Annotated in this window: 20 protein-coding genes; 7 read left to right on the plus strand and 13 right to left on the minus strand. The window is 61.5% G+C overall.

Annotated elements, in window-relative coordinates:
- Positions 1-22: 22 nt before the first annotated feature.
- Positions 23-1534 carry a fumarate hydratase gene (locus tag BUC04_RS03195; RefSeq protein ID WP_067658565.1) on the minus strand — a complete coding sequence of 504 codons (1512 nt, stop codon included), beginning with the start codon at positions 1532-1534 and terminating at the stop codon, positions 23-25.
- Between the two features lie 217 nt (positions 1535-1751).
- Here BUC04_RS03195 and BUC04_RS03200 point away from each other — a divergent pair, with 217 nt between their 5' ends.
- Together BUC04_RS03200 and BUC04_RS03205 are read left to right on the plus strand one after the other, a co-directional pair.
- On the plus strand, positions 1752-2579 hold the full coding sequence (locus tag BUC04_RS03200; protein WP_067658567.1) for a VOC family protein: 828 nt from the start codon (positions 1752-1754) through the stop codon (positions 2577-2579).
- Positions 2576-3307 carry a hypothetical protein gene (locus BUC04_RS03205; protein WP_067658569.1) on the plus strand — a complete coding sequence of 244 codons (732 nt, stop codon included), beginning with the start codon at positions 2576-2578 and terminating at the stop codon, positions 3305-3307. The genes BUC04_RS03200 and BUC04_RS03205 overlap by 4 nt, the downstream gene beginning before the upstream one ends.
- A gap of 92 nt (positions 3308-3399) precedes the next feature.
- Here BUC04_RS03205 and BUC04_RS03210 read toward each other — a convergent pair whose 3' ends face one another.
- From BUC04_RS03210 to BUC04_RS03230, 5 genes are all read right to left on the minus strand, one after another.
- Positions 3400-3612, minus strand: a complete 213-nt coding sequence (locus BUC04_RS03210; protein WP_067658571.1) for an acetyltransferase — start codon at positions 3610-3612, stop codon at positions 3400-3402.
- A gap of 64 nt (positions 3613-3676) precedes the next feature.
- On the minus strand, positions 3677-5119 hold the full coding sequence (locus tag BUC04_RS03215) for an efflux transporter outer membrane subunit (protein WP_067658573.1): 1443 nt from the start codon (positions 5117-5119) through the stop codon (positions 3677-3679).
- Positions 5119-8241, minus strand: a complete 3123-nt coding sequence (locus BUC04_RS03220) for an efflux RND transporter permease subunit (protein ID WP_067658576.1) — start codon at positions 8239-8241, stop codon at positions 5119-5121. The genes BUC04_RS03215 and BUC04_RS03220 overlap by 1 nt, the downstream gene beginning before the upstream one ends.
- A gap of 6 nt (positions 8242-8247) precedes the next feature.
- Positions 8248-9384 carry an efflux RND transporter periplasmic adaptor subunit gene (locus BUC04_RS03225; protein WP_067658579.1) on the minus strand — a complete coding sequence of 379 codons (1137 nt, stop codon included), beginning with the start codon at positions 9382-9384 and terminating at the stop codon, positions 8248-8250.
- A 221-nt stretch (positions 9385-9605) separates the two neighbouring features.
- Entirely contained in the window at positions 9606-10940 is a 1335-nt protein-coding gene (locus tag BUC04_RS03230; protein ID WP_067658582.1) for an MFS transporter, read from the minus strand.
- 206 nt (positions 10941-11146) lie between these two features.
- Between BUC04_RS03230 and BUC04_RS03235 the strand changes: the two genes are divergently transcribed.
- Genes BUC04_RS03235 through BUC04_RS03250 form a run of 4 tightly spaced genes read left to right on the plus strand, consistent with a single transcriptional unit; the run spans position 11147 to position 14050 of the window.
- On the plus strand, positions 11147-11566 hold the full coding sequence (locus tag BUC04_RS03235; RefSeq protein ID WP_067658587.1) for a rubrerythrin family protein: 420 nt from the start codon (positions 11147-11149) through the stop codon (positions 11564-11566).
- Between the two features lie 19 nt (positions 11567-11585).
- The gene (locus tag BUC04_RS03240) at positions 11586-12917 is read left to right on the plus strand and encodes a heterodisulfide reductase-related iron-sulfur binding cluster (protein ID WP_067658590.1); all 1332 of its coding nucleotides are present in this window, start codon (positions 11586-11588) and stop codon (positions 12915-12917) included.
- 9 nt (positions 12918-12926) lie between these two features.
- Positions 12927-13526 (plus strand): DUF3501 family protein, encoded by a 600-nt coding sequence (locus tag BUC04_RS03245; RefSeq protein WP_067658592.1) that lies wholly within the window; start codon positions 12927-12929, stop codon positions 13524-13526.
- Complete coding sequence (locus BUC04_RS03250) at positions 13526-14050, plus strand: hypothetical protein (RefSeq protein ID WP_067658594.1); 525 nt, start codon at positions 13526-13528, stop codon at positions 14048-14050. Before BUC04_RS03245 ends, BUC04_RS03250 begins: the two co-directional genes overlap by 1 nt.
- Here BUC04_RS03250 and BUC04_RS03255 read toward each other — a convergent pair.
- Complete coding sequence (locus BUC04_RS03255; RefSeq protein WP_067658597.1) at positions 14047-14292, minus strand: GlsB/YeaQ/YmgE family stress response membrane protein; 246 nt, start codon at positions 14290-14292, stop codon at positions 14047-14049. The two genes, BUC04_RS03250 and BUC04_RS03255, sit on opposite strands and share 4 nt — an antisense overlap.
- Positions 14293-14465: 173 nt before the next feature.
- Between BUC04_RS03255 and BUC04_RS03260 the strand changes: the two genes are divergently transcribed.
- Complete coding sequence (locus BUC04_RS03260; RefSeq protein WP_067658600.1) at positions 14466-16160, plus strand: NAD-dependent malic enzyme; 1695 nt, start codon at positions 14466-14468, stop codon at positions 16158-16160.
- A 611-nt stretch (positions 16161-16771) separates the two neighbouring features.
- On the opposite strand, the gene BUC04_RS03265 is transcribed toward BUC04_RS03260, so the two are convergent.
- The 6 genes from BUC04_RS03265 to ydiJ form a co-directional block, all read right to left on the minus strand.
- Complete coding sequence (locus tag BUC04_RS03265; RefSeq protein ID WP_067658603.1) at positions 16772-17605, minus strand: MaoC/PaaZ C-terminal domain-containing protein; 834 nt, start codon at positions 17603-17605, stop codon at positions 16772-16774.
- A 268-nt stretch (positions 17606-17873) separates the two neighbouring features.
- Positions 17874-18830, minus strand: a complete 957-nt coding sequence (gene dsdC / locus BUC04_RS03270; RefSeq protein ID WP_067658606.1) for a DNA-binding transcriptional regulator DsdC — start codon at positions 18828-18830, stop codon at positions 17874-17876.
- Positions 18831-19083: 253 nt separating this feature from the next.
- Positions 19084-20082 carry a Kelch repeat-containing protein gene (locus BUC04_RS03275; RefSeq protein ID WP_234977307.1) on the minus strand — a complete coding sequence of 333 codons (999 nt, stop codon included), beginning with the start codon at positions 20080-20082 and terminating at the stop codon, positions 19084-19086.
- A gap of 121 nt (positions 20083-20203) precedes the next feature.
- A complete protein-coding gene (locus BUC04_RS03280) occupies positions 20204-20740 on the minus strand; it encodes a DUF1285 domain-containing protein (protein ID WP_067658609.1) in 537 nt (178 codons plus the stop codon).
- Complete coding sequence (locus BUC04_RS24195; protein ID WP_268762508.1) at positions 20737-20865, minus strand: hypothetical protein; 129 nt, start codon at positions 20863-20865, stop codon at positions 20737-20739. The genes BUC04_RS03280 and BUC04_RS24195 overlap by 4 nt, the downstream gene beginning before the upstream one ends.
- Positions 20862-23897: a D-2-hydroxyglutarate dehydrogenase YdiJ gene (gene ydiJ / locus BUC04_RS03285; RefSeq protein ID WP_067658611.1), complete on the minus strand. Its 3036-nt coding sequence runs from the start codon at positions 23895-23897 to the stop codon at positions 20862-20864. Before ydiJ ends, BUC04_RS24195 begins: the two co-directional genes overlap by 4 nt.
- Between the last annotated feature and the right edge of the window lie 161 nt (positions 23898-24058).

The following is a 24058-nucleotide window of genomic DNA, read 5'->3' on the forward strand; positions in this document are numbered from 1 at the left end:
TTTTTGTATCTGAGCAAGACGGTTACGCCATCTCAGCAATCTGTCCACGCCAGTAGGCTGGGCCGGTCTGGTGGACGTTATTACCACCGGCATCGACCGCCACGGTCACCGGCATATCCTCCACCTCGAACTCGTAGATCGCTTCCATACCCAGGTCTTCAAAGGCCACAACGCGGGCCTGCTTGATCGCCTTTGAAACCAGGTAGGCCGCGCCGCCGACCGCCATCAGGTAGACCGACTGGTGCTTGGCGATGGACTCCACCGTAGCCGGGCCACGCTCCGCCTTGCCGATCATCCCCATCAGGCCGGTTTGCGACAGCATCTGCTCGGTGAACTTGTCCATTCGGGTTGCGGTGGTGGGGCCAGCCGGGCCAACCACCTCGTCACCCACGGCATCCACCGGGCCAACGTAGTAGATAAAGCGCCCTTTGAAGTCGACCCCCTGCGGCAGACCTTCGCCAGAGTCCAACAGATCCTTGATCCGCTTGTGGGCAGCATCACGGCCGGTGAGGATCTTGCCGTTGAGCAACAACACATCGCCAGCCTTCCAGCTGCGCTGCTCCGCCTCGGTCAGGTTATCGAGATCCACCCGCTTAACGTTGTCGCCCACCTCCTGGGTTACCTCAGGCCAGTCGCTCAGGCTCGGTACCGGCAACTCCGCCGGGCCGGTGCCATCCAGGTGGAAGTGCACGTGACGGGTGGCGGCGCAGTTAGGGATCATCACCACCGGCTTGGAGGCCGCGTGAGTGGGGGCAGATTTGATCTTCACATCCAGAACCGTGGTGACGCCGCCCAGGCCCTGGGCACCGATCCCCAGCTTGTTGGCCCGGTCGAAGATCTCCAGGCGCAGTGCCTCTTCGGCGTTGTCGGCACCGCGAGCCTGCAGCTCATGGATGTCGATGTGCTCCATCAGCGCCTCTTTGGCCATCACCGCGGCCTTCTCCGCGGTACCGCCGATACCGATACCCAGCATGCCCGGCGGACACCAGCCGGCGCCCATGGTGGGCAGGGTTTTCTCTACCCAGTCCGCCACGTTGTCAGACGGGTTAAGCATCACCATCTTGGATTTGTTTTCGGAGCCGCCACCCTTGGCGGCGATCATCACCTCGACCTGGTCGCCGGGCACCATCTCCACGTGCAGCACAGACGGGGTGTTGTCCTTGGTGTTCTTCCGGGCACCGGCGGGATCGGCCACGATGGAGGCCCGCAGCGGGTTATCCGGGTTGGTGTAAGCGCGGCGCACCCCTTCATCCACCATCTGCTGAACGGTCAGATCACTGTCCCACTGCACCTGCATACCGATCTTAACGAAGCAGGTGACGATGCCGGTGTCCTGACACAGCGGACGATGACCTTCGGCACTCATGCGGGAGTTAATCAGGATCTGCGCCATCGCGTCCTTGGCCGCTGGATTGAGTTCCTTGGCGTGGGCCTCGGTCAGGGCCTGGATGAAATCCTTGGGGTGGTAATAGGAAATGTATTGCAGCGCATCAGCGACGGAGCTGATGAAATGCTCTTTTTGAATGACAGCCATTGCTTACTCCATGGGGCATCCCGCCCTTCTATGCACAGGCCTGTGTCCGGCCGGTTTGCTGCACATCATACCTTGAGCTTGCAGCAGGCTCCACAGTCTGTGAAGGATGTCACACCCCAGACTCTGGGCACTAACTAACTGATACATAGCGATAACCCTAGCCAGAATGCGGCCATGTTACACTCAAGAGATTGACCCAATCGGAGTTCAGCCCTGCATGCGCGCTGTCGTTGCCCTGTTTTTCCTGCTGTTTGCCCTCTCGGTTCGGGCGGAGTTTCCCCCCATCGCCGGGGGTGAACAGAGCCTGAGCTTGCCCGGCAAGGTGGTGTGGCACGACCTGTTCAGCTCCGATCCCCGCGCCAGTGCCACCTTCTACCAGCGGGTGTTTGGCTGGCAGATCGTCGCCCTGGAAAACGAGCCCTACTGGCTGTTCTACCATGACAACCAGCCTCTGGCTGGCATGGTGATGCGAGAAGAGCCGGACCAATCCCGGGCCGGGGCGATCTGGATCCCTCATTTCTCCAGCTCAAACCTGGATCCGTCCAGTACCCTGGCCAAGCGCAGCCGCTGGCTGATGCCTCCGCGTAAGATGGGGCAGCGGGGTGTCCAGGCGATCGGTCAGGATCCCCAGGGCGGGATCTTCGGGCTGCTTAAATCCGAGGCTGGCGACCCACAAGACAGCGCCGCCGGTCCGGGGGAATTCGGCTGGCACATGCTGTTCACCCCCAAGGCCGATGACGCCAGTGAGTTCTACCAGAAGATGCTGTTGGTGGAGCGAGAGCCGGACAACGACAGCTGGCTGCTCAACTCCGCCGGGGTCTCCCGGGCGGTGATCAGCCCAGCCAAAACCGAGCAAGACGATCGCGGAGCGGTCTGGCTGGCCGCCATTGTCGTACAAGACTTGGATGAGAGTGCCACCCAAGCCCTGGCAGCCGGTGCCAGCTGGCTGGTGGAACCCCAAGATGGTGACAGCATCTACCTGATGATCGACCCTGTCGGTGCCCTGTTTGGCCTGATGGGGGTTACAGAGGAGGTAAGCCCATGAGAGGTTCGCCCTGGCGCGGTGTGCTAACGCTGCTGCTGGCCCTGTTCCTGGTCACCGGCTGCAGCAACCGCACCGCCTACAAGACCACCTGGTACTCCAGCTACTACTACGGCTCCTACTGGTACGATCCCTGGTATTACCCCTACTGGTACTACGATCGCTACTACTGGCGCCCTCGCCCGCCGATCTATCCGCCCAAGCCGCCACCGGTGCGGCCGGATCCACCGGTTCACCTGCCAGAGCCACCGATCGCCCACCGTCCGGTGCAGTTGCCGGGGAATCCCACCCCGCAGCCGCCGGTACAGCTGCCTACCAACCCAGGCAAGCCACCGGTGACCTTGCTGCCCAGCCAGCTGCCCACCCGGCCTGCGACGGGCCCTCGACCGGCCTACGGCTATCGCCCCGAAATCGGCAAACCGGTGGCACCACGTCCGGTGCCAGGATACCGGCCCGACGCCAGCAACCCGGTGGTGCGCCCGGCCCCTGGCTATCGCCCTCACCAGCCCTCGGTGCGGCCACAGCCGGCAGTACGCCCGTCTCATCCGACGGTGCGTCCATCGCAACCGGCCCTGCGCCCCACCCAGCCAGTGGTTCAGCCACGGCCGGTGGCACCGCGTCCATCAATACAGCAACCGCGGCAGATGCGCCCCAGTACCATGCCAGTGCAACGGCCCATGCCCCGTCCAGCCCCACGCCCCAGTGGTGCGCCGGCTCGACGCAACAATTGATGGCAAGGTGAGTCACCACCAGACGCAGCAAAGCAGACCAATACAGGGCACAAAAAAGGCACCCCTCGGGGTGCCTTTCTCATATCTGGCGCTCAGGCCTTGCTGCGATAGTTGCCGTTGACCCAGCACTCCGGCAGTCCTTCGCCGGACGGAAAGGTTAACGCGCGCTTGTCGCACATCTCCGGATCAGCCAAGTCCTGGCCACATTGAAACTGGACGGAAACTCTGTCGGCGAAGGGGTTCACCAGCGCATGGCTGTCGATCACCTCCACCAGATCACCGGAATATCGTTCTCTTAGTAGCATTGCAATGCTCCCTCAATCCTAACTCCTTAAGTGTAGGAAACTCCCGGCAACTCGTGTATTGCCCCTATTCGGAGGCCGTCTCCGGTGAACTCTCCGGTGAAAACTCCGAGCTCGGGCTGCCGGTCCAACCGCCCCCCAGGGCGCGGAACAGATTGATCAGGTTGGCCTGCTGGTTGAGGTTCACCGCGATCAACACCTGCTGGGCGCTGTAGTAGCTGCGCTGGGAATCCAGCACGGTAAAGAAGTTGTCTACGCCCTGGCGGAAGCGCAGCTCCGACAGACGGAAGGTCTCTCCGGTGGCCGCCACCAGCATCTGCTGGGCATCAAACTGCTGATCGAGGAACTGACGCCCAGCCAGCGCATCGGCCACCTCCTGGAAGGCGATCTGGATCGACTGCTCGTACTGGGCCAGGGCGATCTGCTGATCGGCCTTGGCTACCTCAACCCCGGAGCGGATCTCGCCCCAATGGAAGATGGGCAGGCTGATGGAGGGGGTAAAGTTCCAGGTACCGGCATCGCCGCTGAACAGGTCGTCCAGGTCTGAGCTCAACACCCCGGCAGTGGCGGTAAGGCTTATGGTGGGAAAGTAAGCCGCCCGGGCCGCACCTATGCTGGCGTTGGCGGCAATCAGTTCAAACTCCGCCTGCTGAATGTCCGGGCGCTGGGTCAGCAGCAGCGACGGCAGGCCGACCTGGATAGGGGCCAGGCCACCAAGTTCACCGGGACCGTCGGCTTGGGGCAGCAGGGTGTCGTCGATCTGCTCGCCCACCAGTACCGCCAGGGCGTTGATGTCCGCCGCAACGCGGTTGGAGTAATCCGCCACATCCACCCGGGCGGTGGCAACGGTGACCTCTGCCTGGGCCACGTCGAGGCCGGATACCACGCCGTTATCGAAGCTTTGCTGGGTCAGGGCCAGCGAGGCGCGTTGGCTTCGCAAGGTCTCTTCCGCCAGCGCCAGTAGGGCCTTATCCGCCGCCAGGGTGAAGTAGGCGGAGGCGATCTGGCTGATCAGGATGATCTGGGTGTTGCGCCGTCCCTGCTCCGAGGCCAGGTAGGCATACAGGGCCTGGTTCTCCAGGCTGTTAACTCGCCCCCAGAAGTCCAGCTCGTAGCTGAGGATCCCTAGATCCACGTTGTACTGGCGACTGATGGTCTCGGTGCCATTGAGGGCCTCGGGCAGCTTCTGGTTAATGCCGTTGGCCTGCACATCAATATTGGGGAACTGCTCTGAGCGCTGGATGCCATAGAGCGCCTGGGTACGGCGCAGGTTCTGGGTGGCGATGCGCAGATCCCGGTTATGCTCCAGGCCCAGTTCAATCAAGCGCTGCAACCTGGGGTCGACGATAAAGGTGCGCCAATCCTGCAGCGCACTGTTGCCATCGATCACCACCTCGGTGGTGTCGGGCCACATCTCCGGTACCGGCGCTTCGGGGCGCTCGTAATCCGGTGCCATGCTGATACAGCCGGGCAGCAGCAGACAGGGAAGCAGACGGGCAGCAAGCTTCATCAGTGGCCTCCCTCTGTATCCAGTTTTTCACCCTTGAACAGCTCATTGACGAAGACGAAGAACATCGGCACGAAGTAGATACCGATGAAGGTGGCGGTCAGTACGCCGCCCACCACACCGGTGCCCACCGCGTTTTGCGCGCCGGAGCCGGCACCACTTGAGAGCGCCAGCGGCAATACGCCGAAGCCAAAGGCCAGTGAGGTCATTAGGATCGGACGCAGACGCACCCGGGCGGCATGCAGGGCGGCGTTAAGCAGGGTTTCGCCCTGGTCGTGATACTGCTTGGCAAACTCCACAATCATAATGGCGTTCTTGGAGGAGAGGCCCACCGTGGTCAACAGCCCCACCTGGAAGTAGACATCGTTTTCCAATCCGCGCAGACCGGTGGCACTCACTGCCCCAAGCACCCCCAGGGGGATCACCAGGATCACCGCAAAGGGCACACTCCAGCTCTCATACAGTGCCGCCAGACAGAGGAATACGATCAGCACCGACAGGGCATACAGCATCGGAGCCTGGTTACCGGAGACCTTTTCTTCAAACGAAAGGCCGGTCCACTCCATGGAAACGCCGTTGGGCAGCTGCTCCACGATCCCCTCGATGGCATCCATCGCTTCACCGGTACTGATCCCGGCCTTAGGCTCGCCCTGGATCTGCATGGAGGAGATGCCGTTGTAACGCTCCAGTCGTGGCGAGCCGTACTCCCAACGGGTGGTGCCGATCGCCTTGAGCGGCACCATCTCGCCCTGGCTATTGCGGATATACCACTGGTCCAGGCCCTCCGGCGTCATCCGGAATGGCGAGTCAGACTGCACATACACCTGCTTCACCCGGCCCCGGTCGACGAAGTCGTTGACGTAGGAGCTACCAAAGGCGGTGATCAGGGTGGTGTTCACATCGGCGATGGAAACCCCAAGCGCTTCCGCCTTGAGGTTGTCGATCTCAATCACGAACTGTGGGGTGTCCTCAAGACCATTGGGGCGCACGTTTTGCAGCACCGGGCTTTGCGCCGACATCCCAAGCAGCTGGTTACGGGCTTCGGTCAGCGCCTCGTGGCCAAAGGCGGAGCGGTCCTGCAGGTGCATATCAAAGCCGGAGGCGGTGCCCAGCTCGATAATGGCGGGGGGAATAAAGGCGAAGGCCATCGCCTCGTTGATGCTGAACATAAAGCCCTGCAGACGGCCCATCACCGCCTGAACGTGAGCGTCTTTGCCGGTACGCTCCTCCCAGTCCTTCATGTCGAGGAACATCATCCCGGTGTTGGCACCGGAGCCGGCAAAGGAGAAACCCGCCACTGAGAATACCGACTCCACCGTCTCGGTCTCCTCGGTGAGGATGTAGTTCTCAATCTTCTCCAGCACCGCCAGGGTCTGCTCCTGGGTTGCGCCGGCCGGCAGCAGAGTCATCGCCATCATCACGCCCTGGTCCTCGTCCGGCAGGAACGAGCTGGGCAGTCGGGTAAACAGAAAGCCGGCGATGGCAGAGATGACCACAAAGGCGCCCATGGCCAGGCCAATGCGCTTCACCAGCTTGCCCACGCCATTGACGTAGCCTTCGGTGGCGCGATGGAAGGTGCGGTTAAACCAGCCAAAGAAGCCGGTGGTGGTGCCCTCTGCGGTGTGCCCCGGCTTCATCAGCTGGATACAAAGGGTCGGGGTCAGGATCATCGCCACCAGCACCGACAGCGCCACCGCGGTCACGATGGTGACCGAGAACTGTCGGTAGATGATGCCGGTGGTGCCGCCGAAGAATGCCATCGGCACAAACACCGCCGACAGCACCATGCCGATCCCCACCAGGGCACCGGTCAGCTGCTCCATCGATTTTCGGGTGGCTTCCAGCGGTGGCAGGTTTTCCTCCTCCATCACCCGCTCTACCCCTTCCACCACCACGATGGCGTCATCCACCAGCAAGCCGATGGCCAGCACCATGGCAAACATGGTCAGAGTATTGATGCTGTAACCCAGCACAAACAATACGGCGGCAGTCCCCAACACCACCACCGGGATGGCGATGGTGGGGATCAGGGTGGCCCGCACGCTTTGCAGGAACAGGAACATCACCAGGAACACCAACACCACGGCCTCCACTAGGGTGTGGACCACGTTCTCTACGGAGAGACGAATAAAGGGGGTGGTGTCGTAGGGCACGGCAATAGCGATGCCATCGGGGAAATAGGGTTGCAGCTGCGCCAGTTCCGCCTGCACCCGCTCCATGGTGTCCAGTGCGTTGGCACCGGTGGCCAGGCTGATGGCCAGGCCACTGGCAGGCTTGCCGTTGTAGCGGGCTCGGGCGCTGTAGCTGGTGGCACCGAGTTCGACCCGGGCAACATCGCGAATGCGAACCTGGGAGCCATCCTCGTTGACCTTAAGCAGGATCTCCTCAAACTCCTCCACCGTGGTCAGCAGGGACTGGGCCCGGATGGTGGCATTGAGCTGCTGGCCCTTCTCGGCGGGCTCCGAGCCCAACTGGCCGGCAGACACCTGGATGTTCTGGGCAGCAATGGCGTTGTTGACATCACCGGGCACCAGGCCAAAGCCCTCCAGCTTATTGGGGTCCAACCAGATCCGCATGGCATAGGGGGCACCAAACAGCTGCACCGCGCCGACGCCGTTGACCCGGCTCAGTGGGTCCTGCAGGTTACTGGCGATGTAATCAGACAGGTCTTCAAAGGTGCGGCTACCGTCGGTGGAGATCAGCGCCATCACCATCAGGAAGCCGGCACTGGCCTTCTCCACCGTGACCCCTTGGCGCTGCACCGCTTCGGGCAGCTGTGCCGTCGCCGCCGACACCTTGTTCTGCACCTGGACCTGGGCGATGTCTGGATCGGTACCGGCGAGGAAGGTCAGGGTGATGCTGACATTACCAAAGGAGTCGGAGTTGGAGGCGATGTACATCAGGTTGTCCAGGCCAGTGAGCTGCTGCTCAATCACCTGGGTAACGGTTTCTTCCGCGGTCTTGGCGGAGGCACCGGGATAGGTGGCGGTGATCTGGATACTGGGCGGGGCGATCTCGGGGTACTGGGCGATGGGAAGTTGCACCAGGGAGATCAGGCCCCCGAGCATCACCAGGATGGCCAATACCCAGGCGAAGACCGGGCGGTCGATAAAGAACTGCGCCATGCTGCCCTACTCCTGTTCCACTTCGTGAAACTTCGGCACCGGCATGCCCGGACGGACAAACTGCAGCCCCTCAAGGATCACCTGGTCACCGTCATTCAAACCTTCGGTCACCAGCCAGGATTGGCCGATCAGTTCCGACGCCGTTACCAGCCGCAGCTCCGCTTCTCCCTTATCGTTGATCACCATCACCGTGGCCTGCCCCTTGGGATCGCGACTGACCCCCTTGGCCGGTACCAGGATGCCGTTGGGGCGGATCCCCTTGACCAGCTCGGCACGGACAAACATCCCCGGTAGCAGCAAGTTATCGGGGTTGGGGAAGGTGGTACGTATGGTAAAGGTGCTGGTGGAGACATCCACGTTGATGTCAGCAAACTTGAACTCGCCGTAATGTTCGTACTCGGCGCCATCATCAAACAACAGGCGAACCCGGGCGGCTTCCCCTTCCTGACGGATGATCTGGCCGGAGTTCCAGGCCCGGCGTAACCGGTTGAGTTCACGGCTAGACTCGGACACATCCACAAACATGGGATCGAACTGCTGCACCGTCACCAGTGCCTGGGACTGGCTGCTGGTGACCAGGGCCCCAGCGGTGACCGAGGAGCGGCCGGCCAAGCCTGTGATGGGGGCGTATACCCGGGTGTAATCCAGGTTGATCTTGGACTGGGTAACGGCGGCGGTGGCGGTCTCAATCTCCGCCTCGGCCTGCTCATACTGCGCCAGGGCATCGTCGTAGTCCTGACGGGACACCGCATTGGCATCCACCAGGATCTTGTAGCGATCGGCCCGGGCCTTGGCGGTCTTAAGGTTGGCCCGCGCTTTGGACAAATCCGCCCGAGCCCGGTTAAGGTCGGCTTCAAAGGGGGCAGGGTCAATCAGGTAGAGCTGCGCGCCCTTTTCCACCATGGCGCCCTCTTCAAACAGCTGCTCGAGGATGATGCCGGAGATCTGCGGGCGTACCTCCGCCTGCAACGATGCCTTGGTTCGGCCCGGGAGTCGAGTGGTCAAGGTGACAGGTTCAGAGGCGATCTTGATGATGCCGATGTCTACCTGTGGCGGCCCCTGCTGAGGTGGAGGAGCCTCGCCGCAGCCCTGCAGGAAGTAGATCAAGCCGAGCCCCAAAGGGGCAAATCGCCATTTCACCATGCTGTCCTCGTTGTCGACACCGACCACTCAAAGTCGGTACCCAAAACTGTAGCAGAGAATGGTTTTTCGGCTTTTCGAGTTAACTTAGTTCAATGAGGTATTTGCCCCAGCGCCGCAGGGGATCGCAGGGGCTCATGGCATTGTCAGGGCCTCATCAGCGCGACATTGCCCGATACGGAGAGAAAAAAGCACAACAGCCCATCGATTAGCCAGCGGTGTGCTTACTCCACCTCTTTAAACTGCCGTGCCTGCTCCCGGCCCTGGTTGATGGGCAGCAACAGGATCAGCACTGCACCGGCAACAAAGAAGCCCAGGATCACCAGCAAGGCCTGCTGCACCGACACCAGATCCGCCACCAGGGCAAAACAGAAGCTACCGAGGATCGCCGCCACCCGGGCAAACAGGCCCCAGAAACCAAACATCATGGCGCTGTAGCCGGTGGGAGTGAGCAGGCCCACCAGGGTGCGGCTGGCGCTTTGGGTTGAGCCCAACCCGGCACCGGCCACCACGGCGGAAACCATGAACAGCTGGTTCTCCTCCATATTGAGCCAGCGGGCCAGATCACCCAGGTAATAGATGGAGAGCACACCCAGGCTCCACCACACCAGGGTCAGAAACACCGTGGCCTTGGAGCCGATACGGGTCTCCAGCAGGCCAAAGCTGACGGCACCGACAAAGGCGGAGAGCTGCAGGGCCAGGAACACCCCGGTCTTCTCACCGGCGGACAACGTCAGCTCGGCATCGACGTAGATGCCAAAGAACTTGATAACGATGGCCATGCCGGCACTGTAGAGGGTAAACACGCCAAAGAAGCGCAGCAGTACCGGCAGGGCCTGGCTCAGTTGCCAGCAGTGAGAGAGACGTTGCAGGGTATGGAGCCACACCGCTTTGGCGCTGGTATCCGGGGTACCGGCTACCGGGCGATCCCGCAACCACAGCATGGTGGGAATGGAAACCACCACAAAGAATCCCGCCACCACCAGCATCGCCTGCTGATTCTGGGCAATGTAGAGGGCCAAATCGCTGTCAGCATCGGCGGTGATCACCCCAAACAGCACCAAGATCAGACTCAGCAACCCGCCCAGGTAACCGACCCCCCAGCCAATGCCCGAGAGCAGCCCCATGTTGTCCGGAGTGGCCAGATCGGTCAGGAAGGAGGCGCAGAACACCTCGGACAACATCCAGGCGGTGTTGCTGACCACGATCAGGGCTATGGCCCAGCCGATGGCGCCGGGACCAACAAAGAACAACATCGCCGTGGCCGCCGCGCACAGCATCATGTTGCCGAGCAGGAAGCCCTTCTTGCGGCCGGTGAGGTCACACAGCGTCCCCAGGAATGGGGCCAACAGCATTGCCGTCAGGTTGGAGAGGATCATCGCCAGGCCCCAGTAGCTGTTGCCCCACTCCGACCCTTGCGGTACCAGGTGTTGGACAAAGAAGGCGCTGAACACGATGGTGATCACCACGGTGGTATAGGCTGAGTTGGCCACGTCGAACATCGCCCAGCCAAAGATCTCCCGCTTCGTGGTCTGGCCACGAACCCCCAACTCACTCATTGCTGTCATCCAAAAGGGTGTTGAATCTGCAGGTTACCCTATTTCGATGACGAACCGCAGACAGACAAGCCGGTGATTTGTCGACTGATCCGGCAAGGATCATTCGATTGTGGCGATTAAGCCGGTAGAGAATTCCTATCGGCATGGCGGCAATGCAGCAACTAGGGTTTAGGGGAACACTCTAACCCTGTGAGCAGGAGTCTGTTATGTCATTGAAAGGATCAAAGACCGAGCAAAACCTGAAGGATGCCTTCTCGGGCGAATCCCAAGCCAACCGCCGCTATCTCTACTTTGCCGCCAAAGCGGACGTTGAGGGCTACAACGACGTCGCCGCGGTATTCCGCTCCACCGCTGAGGGGGAGACCGGCCACGCCCATGGCCACCTGGAGTACCTGGAGGCGGTCGGCGACCCCGCTACCGGGCTGCCCATCGGCGGCACCGCCAGCAACCTAAAAGCCGCCATCGCCGGGGAAACGCACGAGTACACCGACATGTACCCGGGTATGGCGAAGACCGCCCGGGACGAAGGCTTTGAAGAGATCGCCGACTGGTTTGAAACCCTGGCCAAGGCTGAGCGTTCGCACGCCAATCGGTTCCAGAAAGCCCTGGATAACCTCGACGAGTAACCCGCACGGAGCGCGCCCCATGAGTCGCAAAGAGGGCAGCCTGGAAGCGCCGACGCGCCACCCCATTCGGTGGCGCGACGACGACTACTACGACGCTGCCAAGCTGGAACAAGAGCTGGAACGGGTCTACGACGTCTGTCACGGCTGCCGCCGCTGCGTCAGTCTCTGTCAGTCCTTCCCTACCCTTTTTGATTTGGTGGACGAGTCTGACACCATGGAGGTGGACGGTGTTGATAAAGCGGATTACTGGAAGGTGGTGGATCACTGCTACCTCTGCGATCTCTGCTTTATGACCAAGTGCCCCTACGTGCCTCCCCACGAGTGGGCCATCGACTTCCCCCATCTGATGCTGCAGGCCAAGGCGCAGCGTTATAAGGAACAGGGAGCCCGGTTTCGCGACCGTCTGTTAACCAGCACCGACGCCATGGGCCGCTTCGCATCACTACCCGGTGTACGGCACAGCTACAACGCCATCGCCAACACCCATCTGTTTCGCGCTACCCTGGACAAAACCCTGGGGATCCACCCCGAAGCTAACCTACCCAGCTACCACCGCCCCACCTTGGCTGATCGCCTCGATGGCCAGGTTGACGGCGCAAGCGAAGGAGCGCCTGTGGGCGATACCAGCGGCAAGCTCGCGGTGTTTGCCACCTGTTTTGCCAACTTTACCAGCCCGGAACTGGCGGACGATTTTGCCAAGGTGTTCCAGCACAATGGCATCCAGATCCAATCGGTGAAGGGAGAGAAGTGTTGCGGCATGCCCAAGCTGGAACTGGGTGATATGGAGAGCGTCGACGCCTTCAAGCGCCACAACATCCCGATCCTGGCCAAGCTGGTAGACCAGGGCTGGGACCTGACTGCCCCCATCCCCTCCTGTGTGTTGATGTTCAAGCAGGAGCTGCCCTTGATGTACCCGGAGGATGAAGACGTCGCCAAGGTACAGCGGGCGTTCTTCGACCCCTTTGAGTACCTGTGGCTACGCCATCGCGGCGGCGCCTTTAATACCGAGTTTGCCAATCCACTGGGCAAGGTAAGTTATCAACCGGCGTGCCACCAAAGGGTACAGAACTTCGGCCCCCGCACCCGGGATCTGCTGGCACTGGTGCCCGATACCGAGATCACCCTGATTGAGCGATGCTCCGGCCATGACGGCACCTACGCGGTGAAATCGGAAACCCACTCCCACAGCGTCAAGATCGCCCGGCCGGTAGTGCGCCAGGCCAGTGCCGCTGAACCGGCCCACCACACCAGTGACTGCCCGATGGCGGCCAAGCACGTTGGCGAGTTGGCGGATCCCACCCTCTCAGCCCCGCACCCCATGACCTTGTTGCGTCAGGCCTATGGCCTGTAGGAGAAGCCCATGACTAAGCTAGAGCGCGACGACCTGCTGTCGCTGGAGGAATACGCCCTGCAACGGGCCCGATTTCGTGCCGAGGTGATGCGCCATAAGCAGTCGCTGCAGCTGAACCTGGGGCCGCACCTCCGGCTGCTGTTTGAGGATCGTTTGACGGTGCAGTACCAGATCCAGGAGATGCTGCGCATTGAGCGGCTGTTTGAGCCGGCCCAGATCCAGGAGGAGCTGGACGCTTATAATCCGCTGATCCCCGATGGCGGCAACTGGAAGGCCACCATGATGCTGGAGTATCCAGATGAGCAGGAGCGGCGCCAGGCCTTGGGCAGATTGGTGGGCATTGAGGATCAAATCGCATTGAAGATCGGCGATCTGCCGGAGGTGCTGGCCATTGCCGATGAGGATCTGGAGCGCAGCGAACCGGACAAGACCGCCAGCGTTCACTTCCTGCGTTGGGAACTGACCCCGGCGATGCGCCTGGCCCTGTTGCACGAGCAGGCACCGGTGACCTTCCGCTGTCATCACCCCAACCTGACCAGCCAGGCGCAAGCCCCGCAGGGCACCCGTCAGGCCCTACTGCAGTGCCTTGTTCCACTTAGGGAGCATTAATGCAGCCAGCGGCTCTGCTGGTCCTGCTCACCCTGGTGCAGCCGGCGCTGCAGGAGAGCACCCTGCTGCAGCAATTGCAGGGCCATTGGCGCGGTGAGGTGTGGGTGGTCACCAATGAGGGTCGCAGTGGCCAGCTGTTCAAGGGCGATCAGCGGATCATCGCCCTACCTCACCAGCTGCAGATCAGCCGTCAAGTACACACCTCCGAAGGTGCCCTGCTGTTTGTCGACCAATGGCACTGGCAGCCATCCCACAACTGCACCCCTCAGCGTTTGAGCAAGCTGCAGATCCTGGCACCACAGGCCTGGGTTATGGAGTTTGAGCGGGCTGGCCCGGACGGCCGGCCCCTGCGTCACACCCTGTTTCGTCAGCAAAACACCCTCATCGATCAAGAGCAGTCGCTGGATGCTCAGCAGCGCTGGCGCACCCGGTACCTGGCGCGCTACCAGTTCCAGGGGCCGGCTTCGGCTCAGCAGGAGATCGCTTCAGCGGGGTGTTTGTCGCTGCAGGGCATTCAACCCTAAGGCAAGAGGTGACTGGCGATGTACAACACGGCCAAGGCCCCCGCGACTGCCAGCCACAGGGAGGGGATAGAAAAGCTGGACAGGTGGCCGATGCCCAGCACCTGCCCGATAAACGCCCCGACGAAGCCGCCGGCGGCGCCCAGCGAGATGGTCAGCGGCCAGCTGCCGCAACGGGTTGGCAACGCCCAGCGCACTACTGCGCCGACCCCTGCCCCCATCAACAGCCAACTGAGGAAGCCCATTGGTTAGGCTCCTTATGGTTAAGTATCTAAAATCATAGCCTGAAATTGCGTAACGTCGCGGATACAGCGAGAAAGCCCATTCACTGCGCAAAGTGGCGTCCCCGTTGAGCCAAGTTTGTGATAAAATTCGTGCCCATTAACCCCCCGTATCTCTTTGTCGTAGAAGGTCTTTAATGGACGACTTCAAACGCCCACTCTTTATCCATTACGCAGGCCCGGTTTTGCTAGAGGCCCCGCTGCTCAACAAAGGCTCCGGCTTCACCCTGGACGAGCGTGACAGCTTTAACCTACACGGCTTGTTGCCAGCCACCGTGGAAACCATCGACGAGCAGGCCAAGCGCGCCTACCAGCAGTACCAGTCGTTCACCAATGACATGGACCGCCACGTCTACCTGCGCAACATCCAGGACACCAACGAGACCCTGTTCTACCGCCTGGTGTCTGACCACATCACCGAGATGATGCCAATCATCTACACCCCCACCGTTGGGGCGGCTTGTCAGCAGTTCTCCAACATCTACCGCCGTGCCCGCGGCCTGTTTATCTCCTACGCCGATCGTGACCGCATCGACGAGGTGCTGTACAACGCCGTGGCCCACAACACCAAGGTGATCGTGATTACCGACGGTGAGCGGATCCTGGGTCTAGGCGATCAGGGCATCGGTGGCATGGGGATCCCGATCGGGAAGCTGTCCCTCTACACCGCCTGTGGTGGCATCAGCCCGGCCTACACCCTGCCGATCGTGCTGGATGTGGGCACCGACAACACCCAGCTGCTGGATGACCCGATGTACATGGGTCTGCGTCAGCCGCGGATCACCGGCGAAGAGTATGACGAGTTCGTCGACCAGGTGATGCAGGCGATCAAGGTGCGTTGGCCCCAGGCGCTGGTCCAGTTTGAAGACTTCGCTCAAAAGAATGCGATGCCGCTGCTCAACCGCTACAAGGATGAGTTCTGCTGCTTTAACGACGACATCCAGGGCACCGCTGCCGTTACCGTCGGCTCGCTGCTGGCCGCCTGTAAGGCCCAGGGTTCCGAACTCAAAGACCAGCACGTGGCCTTCCTCGGCGCCGGTTCCGCCGGTTGTGGCATTGCCGAGGCGATCATTGCCGAGATGGTGTCCCAGGGTCTGGATGAGGCCCAGGCCCGCAGCCAGATATACCTGGTAGACCGCTGGGGCCTGCTGCAGGAAGGTATGGTCAACCTGCTGGACTTCCAGCAGAAGCTGGTACAAAGCCAGAAGGCCACCGCCAAGTGGGAAAGCGACAACGACAACGGCGCCTTCGACCTGCTGGACGTCATTAAGAATGCCAAGCCCAGCGTGCTGATTGGTGTTTCCGGTGCCCCTGGCCTGTTCACCGAAGAGGTGATCAGCACCATGGCCGCCAACCACGAGCGTCCCATCGTGTTCCCGCTGTCCAACCCCACCAGCCGGGTGGAAGCGACCCCGGAGAACATCCTGCGTTGGAGCGAGGGCCGCGCCCTGGTTGCCACCGGCAGTCCGTTTGGCGATGTCCACATGGGCGAAGAGGTGTTCCCCATCGCCCAGTGCAACAACAGCTACATCTTCCCTGGCGTGGGTCTGGGTGTGATGGCCTCCGGCGCGAGCCGGGTGACCGACAACATGCTGATGGCCTCCAGCCGCGCCCTGGCGGAGTGTTCGCCGCTGGGTCAAAAAGGCGAAGGTCCGCTGCTGCCGCCGCTGGAGCAGATCCAGGAGGTCTCCAAGCAGATCGCCTTTGCGGTAGGTCGCGCCGCCATGAACGACGGCGTCGCCATCAAGGTGAAGCTGGATGAACTGCGCGCCGCCATCGACCGCGAGTTCTGGCAAGCCGAGTACCGCAGCTACAAGCGCAGCGCCTTCTGATTGCGCCAGCCATAAAAAACGCCACCCCGAGGGGTGGCGTTTTTGTTTGTCTTTGAGAGGCATCTATTGGTGCCGACAGCCATTGAAGCCAGATAACCCGATCGCTCTTGGCCGACTTGGCCGTTACTGTGCATCCCTGCACTCACGGCATTGATGCATCCTGCATGGCAGATCACCCGAGCAAAGAGGCGAATGACAAGGTCGAGGGCCAGGGTGAAAACCGAAGGTTTGAACGCGTAGTCAGGGATGACGTAGCCGGGCTTTGACGTAAAGTAGGGACTGCGCAACGACAAAGGCCCAAGTGGCTCGTGGAGACAGGGGTGAAAACCGCAGGTTTGAACGCGTAGGCAGGGAGGCCGAAGCCGGCCTTTGATGCGAAGCAGGGACTGCGCAGCACCAAAGTCGACTCGAGCCAGAGCCGCATGCATTTGCCACGAGAGCGAGGATGAGCGACGACCGGAGGCCCGGGGGGTTCCAAGGGGGCGAGAGCCCCTTTGGTTGTCGTCGCCAACGCGACAAAGATTAGCTACACCTTCGCTGAAAGTTCAACGTAAGAAAGAAAATACACAACGAGTGCTGAGCACAAAATACCGCGCCGTTAAGGCGCAATCTCACTCAGCATAGCGAACGCTGCCTTCCACCAGGGGCTTGCCCCCTTCGTTGACCAGGCGTACTGCCTCACCGTCCTGCTCCAGGCTGCCGGCGATAGGCAGCAGCGCCGGACGTTTAAACTCAAACTTGGCCTCTTTCAGCGGCAGCGCCACCTCCGCCAGTACCCGCGCCACCATGTACATGCCATGGGCGATGGGGGCATCAAAGCCAAAGGGCTTGGAGGTAAGACGGTGCAGGTGGATCGGGTTGTAGTCGCCGGACACCCGGGCGTAGCCACGGGCATGGACCTCATCCAGGCCGATGTCGGTTACCTTGCTCCACTCGTAGGCCACCTTGGGCTCACGAGCACCACGGCGACGGCGACGACGTTCGGTGCTGGGCATCTTCAGCAGGCACTGGCTGCGGTAGCCGGCCACCTCTTCTTCGCCTTCAAAGAAACGCCCCACCAGCTCGAACTCCAGGCCCTTTTCGGTTTGGCCCTGCTCACCGACGCTCAGCTCAAAGCGGTAGCTCTGCTCCAGGTCCAGCGGCTTATGAGCGTAGAAGCTGACCCCGAGGTGGATCATCCCCAGCGGCTTCACCGGAACGCTGGGATCGGTCAGCAGCATCAACTGCAGCGGCTGGGTGGCGACAAACAGGTAGGAGAGCGACAGGACGTCCTGTTCAAAGCCACAGAACTGGTTGTAGCGACGCAGCTTGAGCAGATCAAAGCGGAACTGGTCCACCTGGATACGGGCCTCCGGCAGCTCGGCGTTGTCACAACGCTTGGTAAACCCTTTCCACAGCAGGGTCAGGTTGGAGGGGATTTGATCCGGGGTGATCGAGTGCTGCATGCGCTTTCCTATCAGTAACATCCTATTGCGGCACTAGGATACTCCCCTTTGTCGGCAACGGAGGACCGACCACGAGCAACAGTGCTGAAAAAAGGCGCAAAGTTGGTGGGGAACTGGCTAGGAATGTGGTTACTTCGGCAGCGAATCCGCGCCAGGCCTCAGCTGAGACAGGCAAAGAGCGACTGATAACGGCGAATTTGGCCGAAGACTCATTGCTGTCGAGTCATCCAGGCCAAGTTCAGTATGTTGTCGGCAAACTGCCGGCTTTTCACTCCGTACTGTCGAACCGCAGCGCCTCTCGCTGGGCCTGACGCTGCGCCAGGCTGTCAGCAGCATGGCCGGAGAGCCAATCAAACATCGCCTTGATGGCCGGCACCTCCCGTCGGTCGGGATGGCAGACGATCTGGTAGCGTTGAGCGGCGCGAACAAAGGCATCGAAGGGCACCACCAGGTTGCCTGCCGCCAGCTGCGGCGCCACCATGTGCCAGCGGCCCATCGCCACCCCCTGTCCGGACATGGCCGCCCGATAGGCCAGATCGGCCCGGTTAAAGACATAGCCCCGCTCCACATCCAGGTGGGTCAGCTTGGCGTCACGCGCCCAGTACACCCACTCGGTGTAGAAGCCGGTGCCCTGCCAGGCGGTCTCATCGTGCAGCAGCAGACAGTCCTGCAGTCCATCGGGGTTGCGCCACAGCTGGTGGCGATCGGCGTACTCCGCGGTGCACACCGGCACCAGGTATTCGTCGAACATCTCCACTTCGTGCAGGTTGTGGCGCTCGGGCAGATCGTAATAGACCGCCACATCCACCTTCTCATGCTGAAAATCGGTAGAGCGGCTCTGGGCGCGTACCTGCAGAGTCAACTTGGGATACTGGCTGTGCAGATCCCCCAGTCGCTCCGCCAGCCAGCAGCGGGCAAAGCTGTGGGGAACGGCGATGCTCAGGGTGGAGGTGAACTCCTGCTGGCGCAGGTCACGGATGGCCGAGTCCAGATCCCCCAGCGAGGATTCCAGCACCGCCAGCAAGCCCTGGCCCTGCTCGGTTAACTGCAGCCGGCGGTTGAATCGCAGAAACAATTTAAAGCCGAGCTGCTCCTCCAGTTTTTTAATGCGATGGCTTACCGCACTCTGGGTCAAATGCAGCTCTTCTGCCGCCTTGGTAAAGCTCAGGTGGCGCGCAGCGCTGGAAAAACAGTACATGGAGGAGAGGATGGTGCTGCTCAGCATAGGACGACTCGCATTAAATCAGCTCATTCGAGAATAATGATATGTCGTTGGTACCCATGTGCAAGCGACTTTATACTGCCGACCATCAACAACGGGATGGGGCTCACACTGCGTGGGTCGTGGCGCAAGTCGAGTTAGCAGTTCAGTTTGCGTCCGTTGTCTGACGTGTCATTTCCTCAGTAAGCAATTTTTGATTTGCCGAATATTCTGCAGCGCATGCTCTCCCCTGAGCATGCGTTTTTTTTTGCCTGTTCTACTGGCCCAGCGGCAGTAGCGACACCTCGGACAGCACCCGTTGATCCTCACCCATGCCGCCCAGCAATACCGCCCCATTGTCCAACCAAAGCAGGCCGCGGTGATCCATGGTCGGTGCCTGAACGCCTTCGCCACTTAGCCACTGGCCGGTGGCAATGTCGTAGCGGTCGATGCGACGGCTTGGCGCAGAAGGCTTGCCGTCATAGCCGATGCCATCGTAGTTGTAGGGGTTGTTGCTGCCACCGACAAACCACAGCTGGCCATTATGGGCAGCGGCGGCACGACGATACAGCGCGACACCAGAGGGGTGGGCCAACTGCTGCCAATGGATCTTCAGACCGTTGTCTGCATCAATTCGCCCAACAAAGCACTCTGGTGACGGCAGGAACTGGCGACGTGGCGTGTCGGCCAAACGGGCCTCGTCGGCATTGGGCACCACCACCTTGACCCCATCACACACCACCAGGGTGTCCTGCCAGATTGCCCCACCTTGGCCAAATACCGCCGGACCAGGGAAGGGGGTCGCCTGAGCCCATTGATCGGTCTGGGTGTCATAACGCTGAACCAGGTTGACGTTGCCATCATTGTGCCAGCCGCTGACCAGGTAGATGTAGCGCTGCTGATAGGACAGCGCGACGCTGTCATCCACCGGCACCGGCATCTCGGCCAAACGCCGGTAGCGCTGGGAAACCGGGTCATAGGCGAAGTTATCCGGCGCCGAGATCTCGCTGTGATCCGCCGCCACGGTGTAGCCGCCAAACACAAAGGCCTCCTGCCCTACCCCAACCGCGGTGGCCGCCAGTCGGCCCTTTAGCGGCAACACGCTGGGCACGGCAGGGCCTGACTGCCAATTGGGCTCGCCCACCCGCCACTGCCACACCTTGTTGTGCACAGCGTTATGGTCTTTATTGGCACCCAGCCCCATAAAGCTGATCAGGTAATCCCCCTGCTCGGTGCTGACCTGCGCCACCGCGTTGTTGCTGACAGGTTCTGGCAAAGAGGGAGGGGTCGCTGCCGACAGAGGTAAGGAGAGCGCCCAAAACAGGCTGGGCCACTTGATTGAGATCGAGTTTGATAGCACGTCAGTTCCTGAGGAGTTGAGTGGGGGAATAAAAGGTTCAGGCCTCGCCCATGGGGCACCAGCGCTGCCCCAGGTTCAAGCCATACTGGTCTTCTCGTTGTTCGCACTGGGGGGCGAGGCGATGGTAGAGGTTACGACCGAGCCGGGCCGCGTTGCCGTGCCACAGGGCGATACTGGGCAGGCCCTGCTGCAGCGACCAGGGATGTTCGTCGCCCAGGCAGACGGTGAGGCCCAATGGGCCGGTCAGCTGCCATGCACCGTCCTGTTCCACCAAATCGGTCAGCACAAAGGGGTGATCCAACACCTGAATTCGCCACTTTTCCACCGGGGTCACCAGGTAGTAGTGGCCATCGCTTTCCCGCCTCAGCACACTGGCAAACAGCCTCACCAGCCGTTCGCGGTGGATGGGCTGACCCAGCGAGTGCCACTGGCCATCCCGGTCGATCTGGATATCGATGTCACCGCACAGTGGTGGGTCCCACTCATCTAGCTTCGGGTGGGGCCCCACCTTGGCGGCAGCAACGCAGTCAGCCTGTTCCAGCTGACCGGCAAATCGGTTGAGATCCAGCGTCATCGCTCCTTCATCTGCTCCAGCAACTCCTGCAACGGGTGGCGCTGGCGATTCTCCGCCACACGACGAGGCTGGCGTTTGGGCGCCGCCGTTTTCGGTGCCCAACGGCGCTTGCAGATCCGGCTCATGGGGTGCTCTCCTTCAGTTGCTGCAACAAGGCCTGCAGCGGATGACGTAAAGGCTTGCCACTCAGGCGCTTGACCTGACTGCGGCAGGAGTAGCCGCTGACCAGCGGCTCCGCTTGTTCCGCCTCGACACTGTCGTGCCAATGCATACGGTACAGCTCGGTGGAGCGCTCCAGGTTCACCACCTCGTGGCCATAGGTACCGGCCATGCCACAGCAGCCCAGGCTCACCAGCTCCAGCTCCAGGCCGAAGTGGGCCATCAATCGCTGCCACTCCTCGCCTCCCTTGGGCCGGACGCTGTTCTCGGTACAGTGGCCCATCAGCCGGTATTGGCCGGTCACTGCTTTGGCCTGGGGCCAACGGCTCAATTGGCCGAGCAGGAACTGCGGCAGCAGTTGTACCTCAAACTGCACCTGTTCGCTGCCCAGCGCCTCGACGTATTCGTCGCTGTAGGTCAGCACCAGGGCCGGATCCAGCCCCACCATAGGCACATCAAAGCGCGCCAGGCTGTTAAGCGCATCGGTGGTGGTCTGGGCGGTACGCTTGAATCGATCCAGGAAGCCTTTGATGTGCTGGGGCTTGCCGTTGGGCAGATAGGGCACCAGCAACGGGGTGAAGCCCAGATTGGAGAGCAGCTCCAACCCCTGGGCCACCACGGCAGCATCGTAGTGGCTGTTGAACGGGTCCTGCACCAGCAACACCATGTCACTGCGCTCGGCCTCGCTGGCCTTGGCCAGGCGCTGCTGCAACTGCGACAGCGTCTGGGGCTGGCGTTGCCCTACCCGCTCACGCAGGGTCGGTACCGACAGTGCTGGGGCATCCACATACCCTAAGGTGTTGCGCATCAGCCAGCGGGCCGGGGCATTTTGGCTCAGCGCATTGATCAGGTTGGGGAAGCGGGCCTGCAGCGGCAGGGTGTCCTCCAGTCCCGCCACCAGGTAATCCTTCATCGGGCGCAGGTAGCGACCGTAGTAGTGGTGCAGAAACTCCGCCCGAAGGGTGGGAATATCGACCTTGACCGGACAGGCGCCGGAGCAGGCCTTGCAGGCCAGACAGCTTTGCATACCGGCATACACCTCGTGGGAGAAGTCCTCGGTATCAGACCGGCTGTTGCGCCAGCGCTGCAACAGTGAGGCCGGCTTGGGGGCACCGTTAGCGCCAAGCTGGGCCATGTCGATCCCTTCCCGGGCCAGCAGCCGCAGCCAGGCACGCATCAGCTCAGCCCGCCCCTTGGGACTTTCCAGCCGGTCGCCGGAGGCCTTGTAGGAGGGGCACATCGGCGTGTTGGCCTGGTAGTTAAAGCACAGGCCGTTGCCGTTACAACGGATAGAGCGCTCGTACTGCTCGCGGCTGAGCGGGCTTATCTGCCGGTTGAAGCTGCCGCGGGTCACGGTATCCAGCGGCAACAGCGTGGCATCGCCTTCTAATGGCGTGCAGATCTTGCCTGGATTGAGGCGATTATGCGGATCAAACCAGCCCTTGATGCGGCGCAACTCGTCAAACAGCGGACCGAACACCTCCGGGCCGTACTTGGAGCGGATCCCGCGACCATGCTCGCCCCACATCAAACCGCCGTACTTGGCGGTGAGCTCCGCCACCTCATCGGACAGACGCAGCAGTAACTGCTCATCGGCAGGGTCGCACAGATCCAGCGCCGGGCGGACGTGCAACACCCCAGCATCGACGTGGCCAAACATGCCGTACTGCAGCCCTTCCCGGTCCAGGATGGCGCGGAACTCGGCGATAAAGTCCGCCAGTGACTCCGGCGGCACCGCGGTGTCTTCGGCAAAGGCCAGCGGTTTGCGTGAGCCCTTGGCGTTGGCCAGCAGCCCCACAGCCTTCTTGCGCATGGCATAGACCCGGCCGATGCTGGCCAGATCGCGACACACCTTGTAACCCAATACGCCCTTGGGGGCTTGTTCCAGGCGGGCCAGCAACCCCACCAGGCGCGCTTCCACCTGCTCCGGTTCGCCGGCGAACTCCACCATATTGATGCCGTCAAAACGCTGCTGATCACTCTCGTCCTGTGGCTCCACCAACTCGGCAACCGTGTGCCAGCTGACGTCCTCTTTCGCTAAGCCCAGTACGGTGGCGTCAATGGTCTCCACCACGTGGGCCTGGGCCGCCACCAGCCCCGGCGCGTCACGCAGGGCGGAGTCAAAGCTGTCGTACTGAATGTTCACCAACACCCGCTGGGTGGGGATCGGGTCCAGATCCAGGGTGGCCTCAAGGATAAAGGCCAGGGTGCCCTCGGAGCCGCACAGCAGCCGGGTCAGATCCAGGGTGTCGTTGTCCGGGTTGTAGGCGTGCTTGAGATCGTACCCGGTGAGGAATCGGTTCAGCGCCGGGAACTGACTCTGGATCTGCGCCTGCTTGTCACGGCACAGGGTCAACACCGACTCGGCCAACTGCTTGGCCCGGCCGGTAAGACCAGCACGGGCCTCGGCGTCCCAGCGGCCGGTGGTCAGCAGGCTGCCGTCATCCAGCATCGCGGTAACCGCCAATACGTGATCCGAGGTTTTGCCGTACACCAACGAGCCGGCGCCGGAAGCGTCGGTGTTGATCATCCCGCCCAGGGTGGCGCGGTTGGAGGTGGAGAGATCCGGTGAGAAGAACAGGCCATGGGGGCGTAGCGCATCGTTCAGCGCATCCTTGATCACCCCACACTGCACCTGCGCGGTGCGCGCGTCGCTGTCCACTGCCAGTACCGCCTGCATATGTCGACTGGTATCGACAATCAGGCCGGTATTGAGGCTCTGGCCATTGGTGCCGGTACCGCCGCCGCGGGCGGAGAAGGTGATGCCACGGTACTCATGGTTTTGCGCCAGGTGCAGGGCAATCTGCAGATCCTGGGTGTCACGAGGGCAAATCGCCCCCTGCGGCAACAGCTGGTAGATGCTGTTGTCGGTGGCGTAGGCCAAACGGTGGCCGTAGCGGGTTTCTATCTCACCGCGAAAGCCGGCGCCCTTGAGCGCCTGCAGGTAAGCCCGGTACTGGGGATCCAATGCCGCTTGCGGATCCAACACTGGCAGCATACTGCGTCCTTGTTCTGGTTATCCAATCTGCCCCTAGGATAAAAAAAAGAAGCCGCTTTGTCGGCGGCTTCTTTAATTTGCTGTTACTGGTTTATGACTCAATTCGTAAAGGCCATAGCACGGCCGGGCAGATAGCAGGCAGCGGCGACGGCCAGAAAACA

This window comes from Ferrimonas marina (assembly GCF_900129905.1).
Classification (GTDB): Bacteria; Pseudomonadota; Gammaproteobacteria; order Enterobacterales; family Shewanellaceae; genus Ferrimonas; species Ferrimonas marina.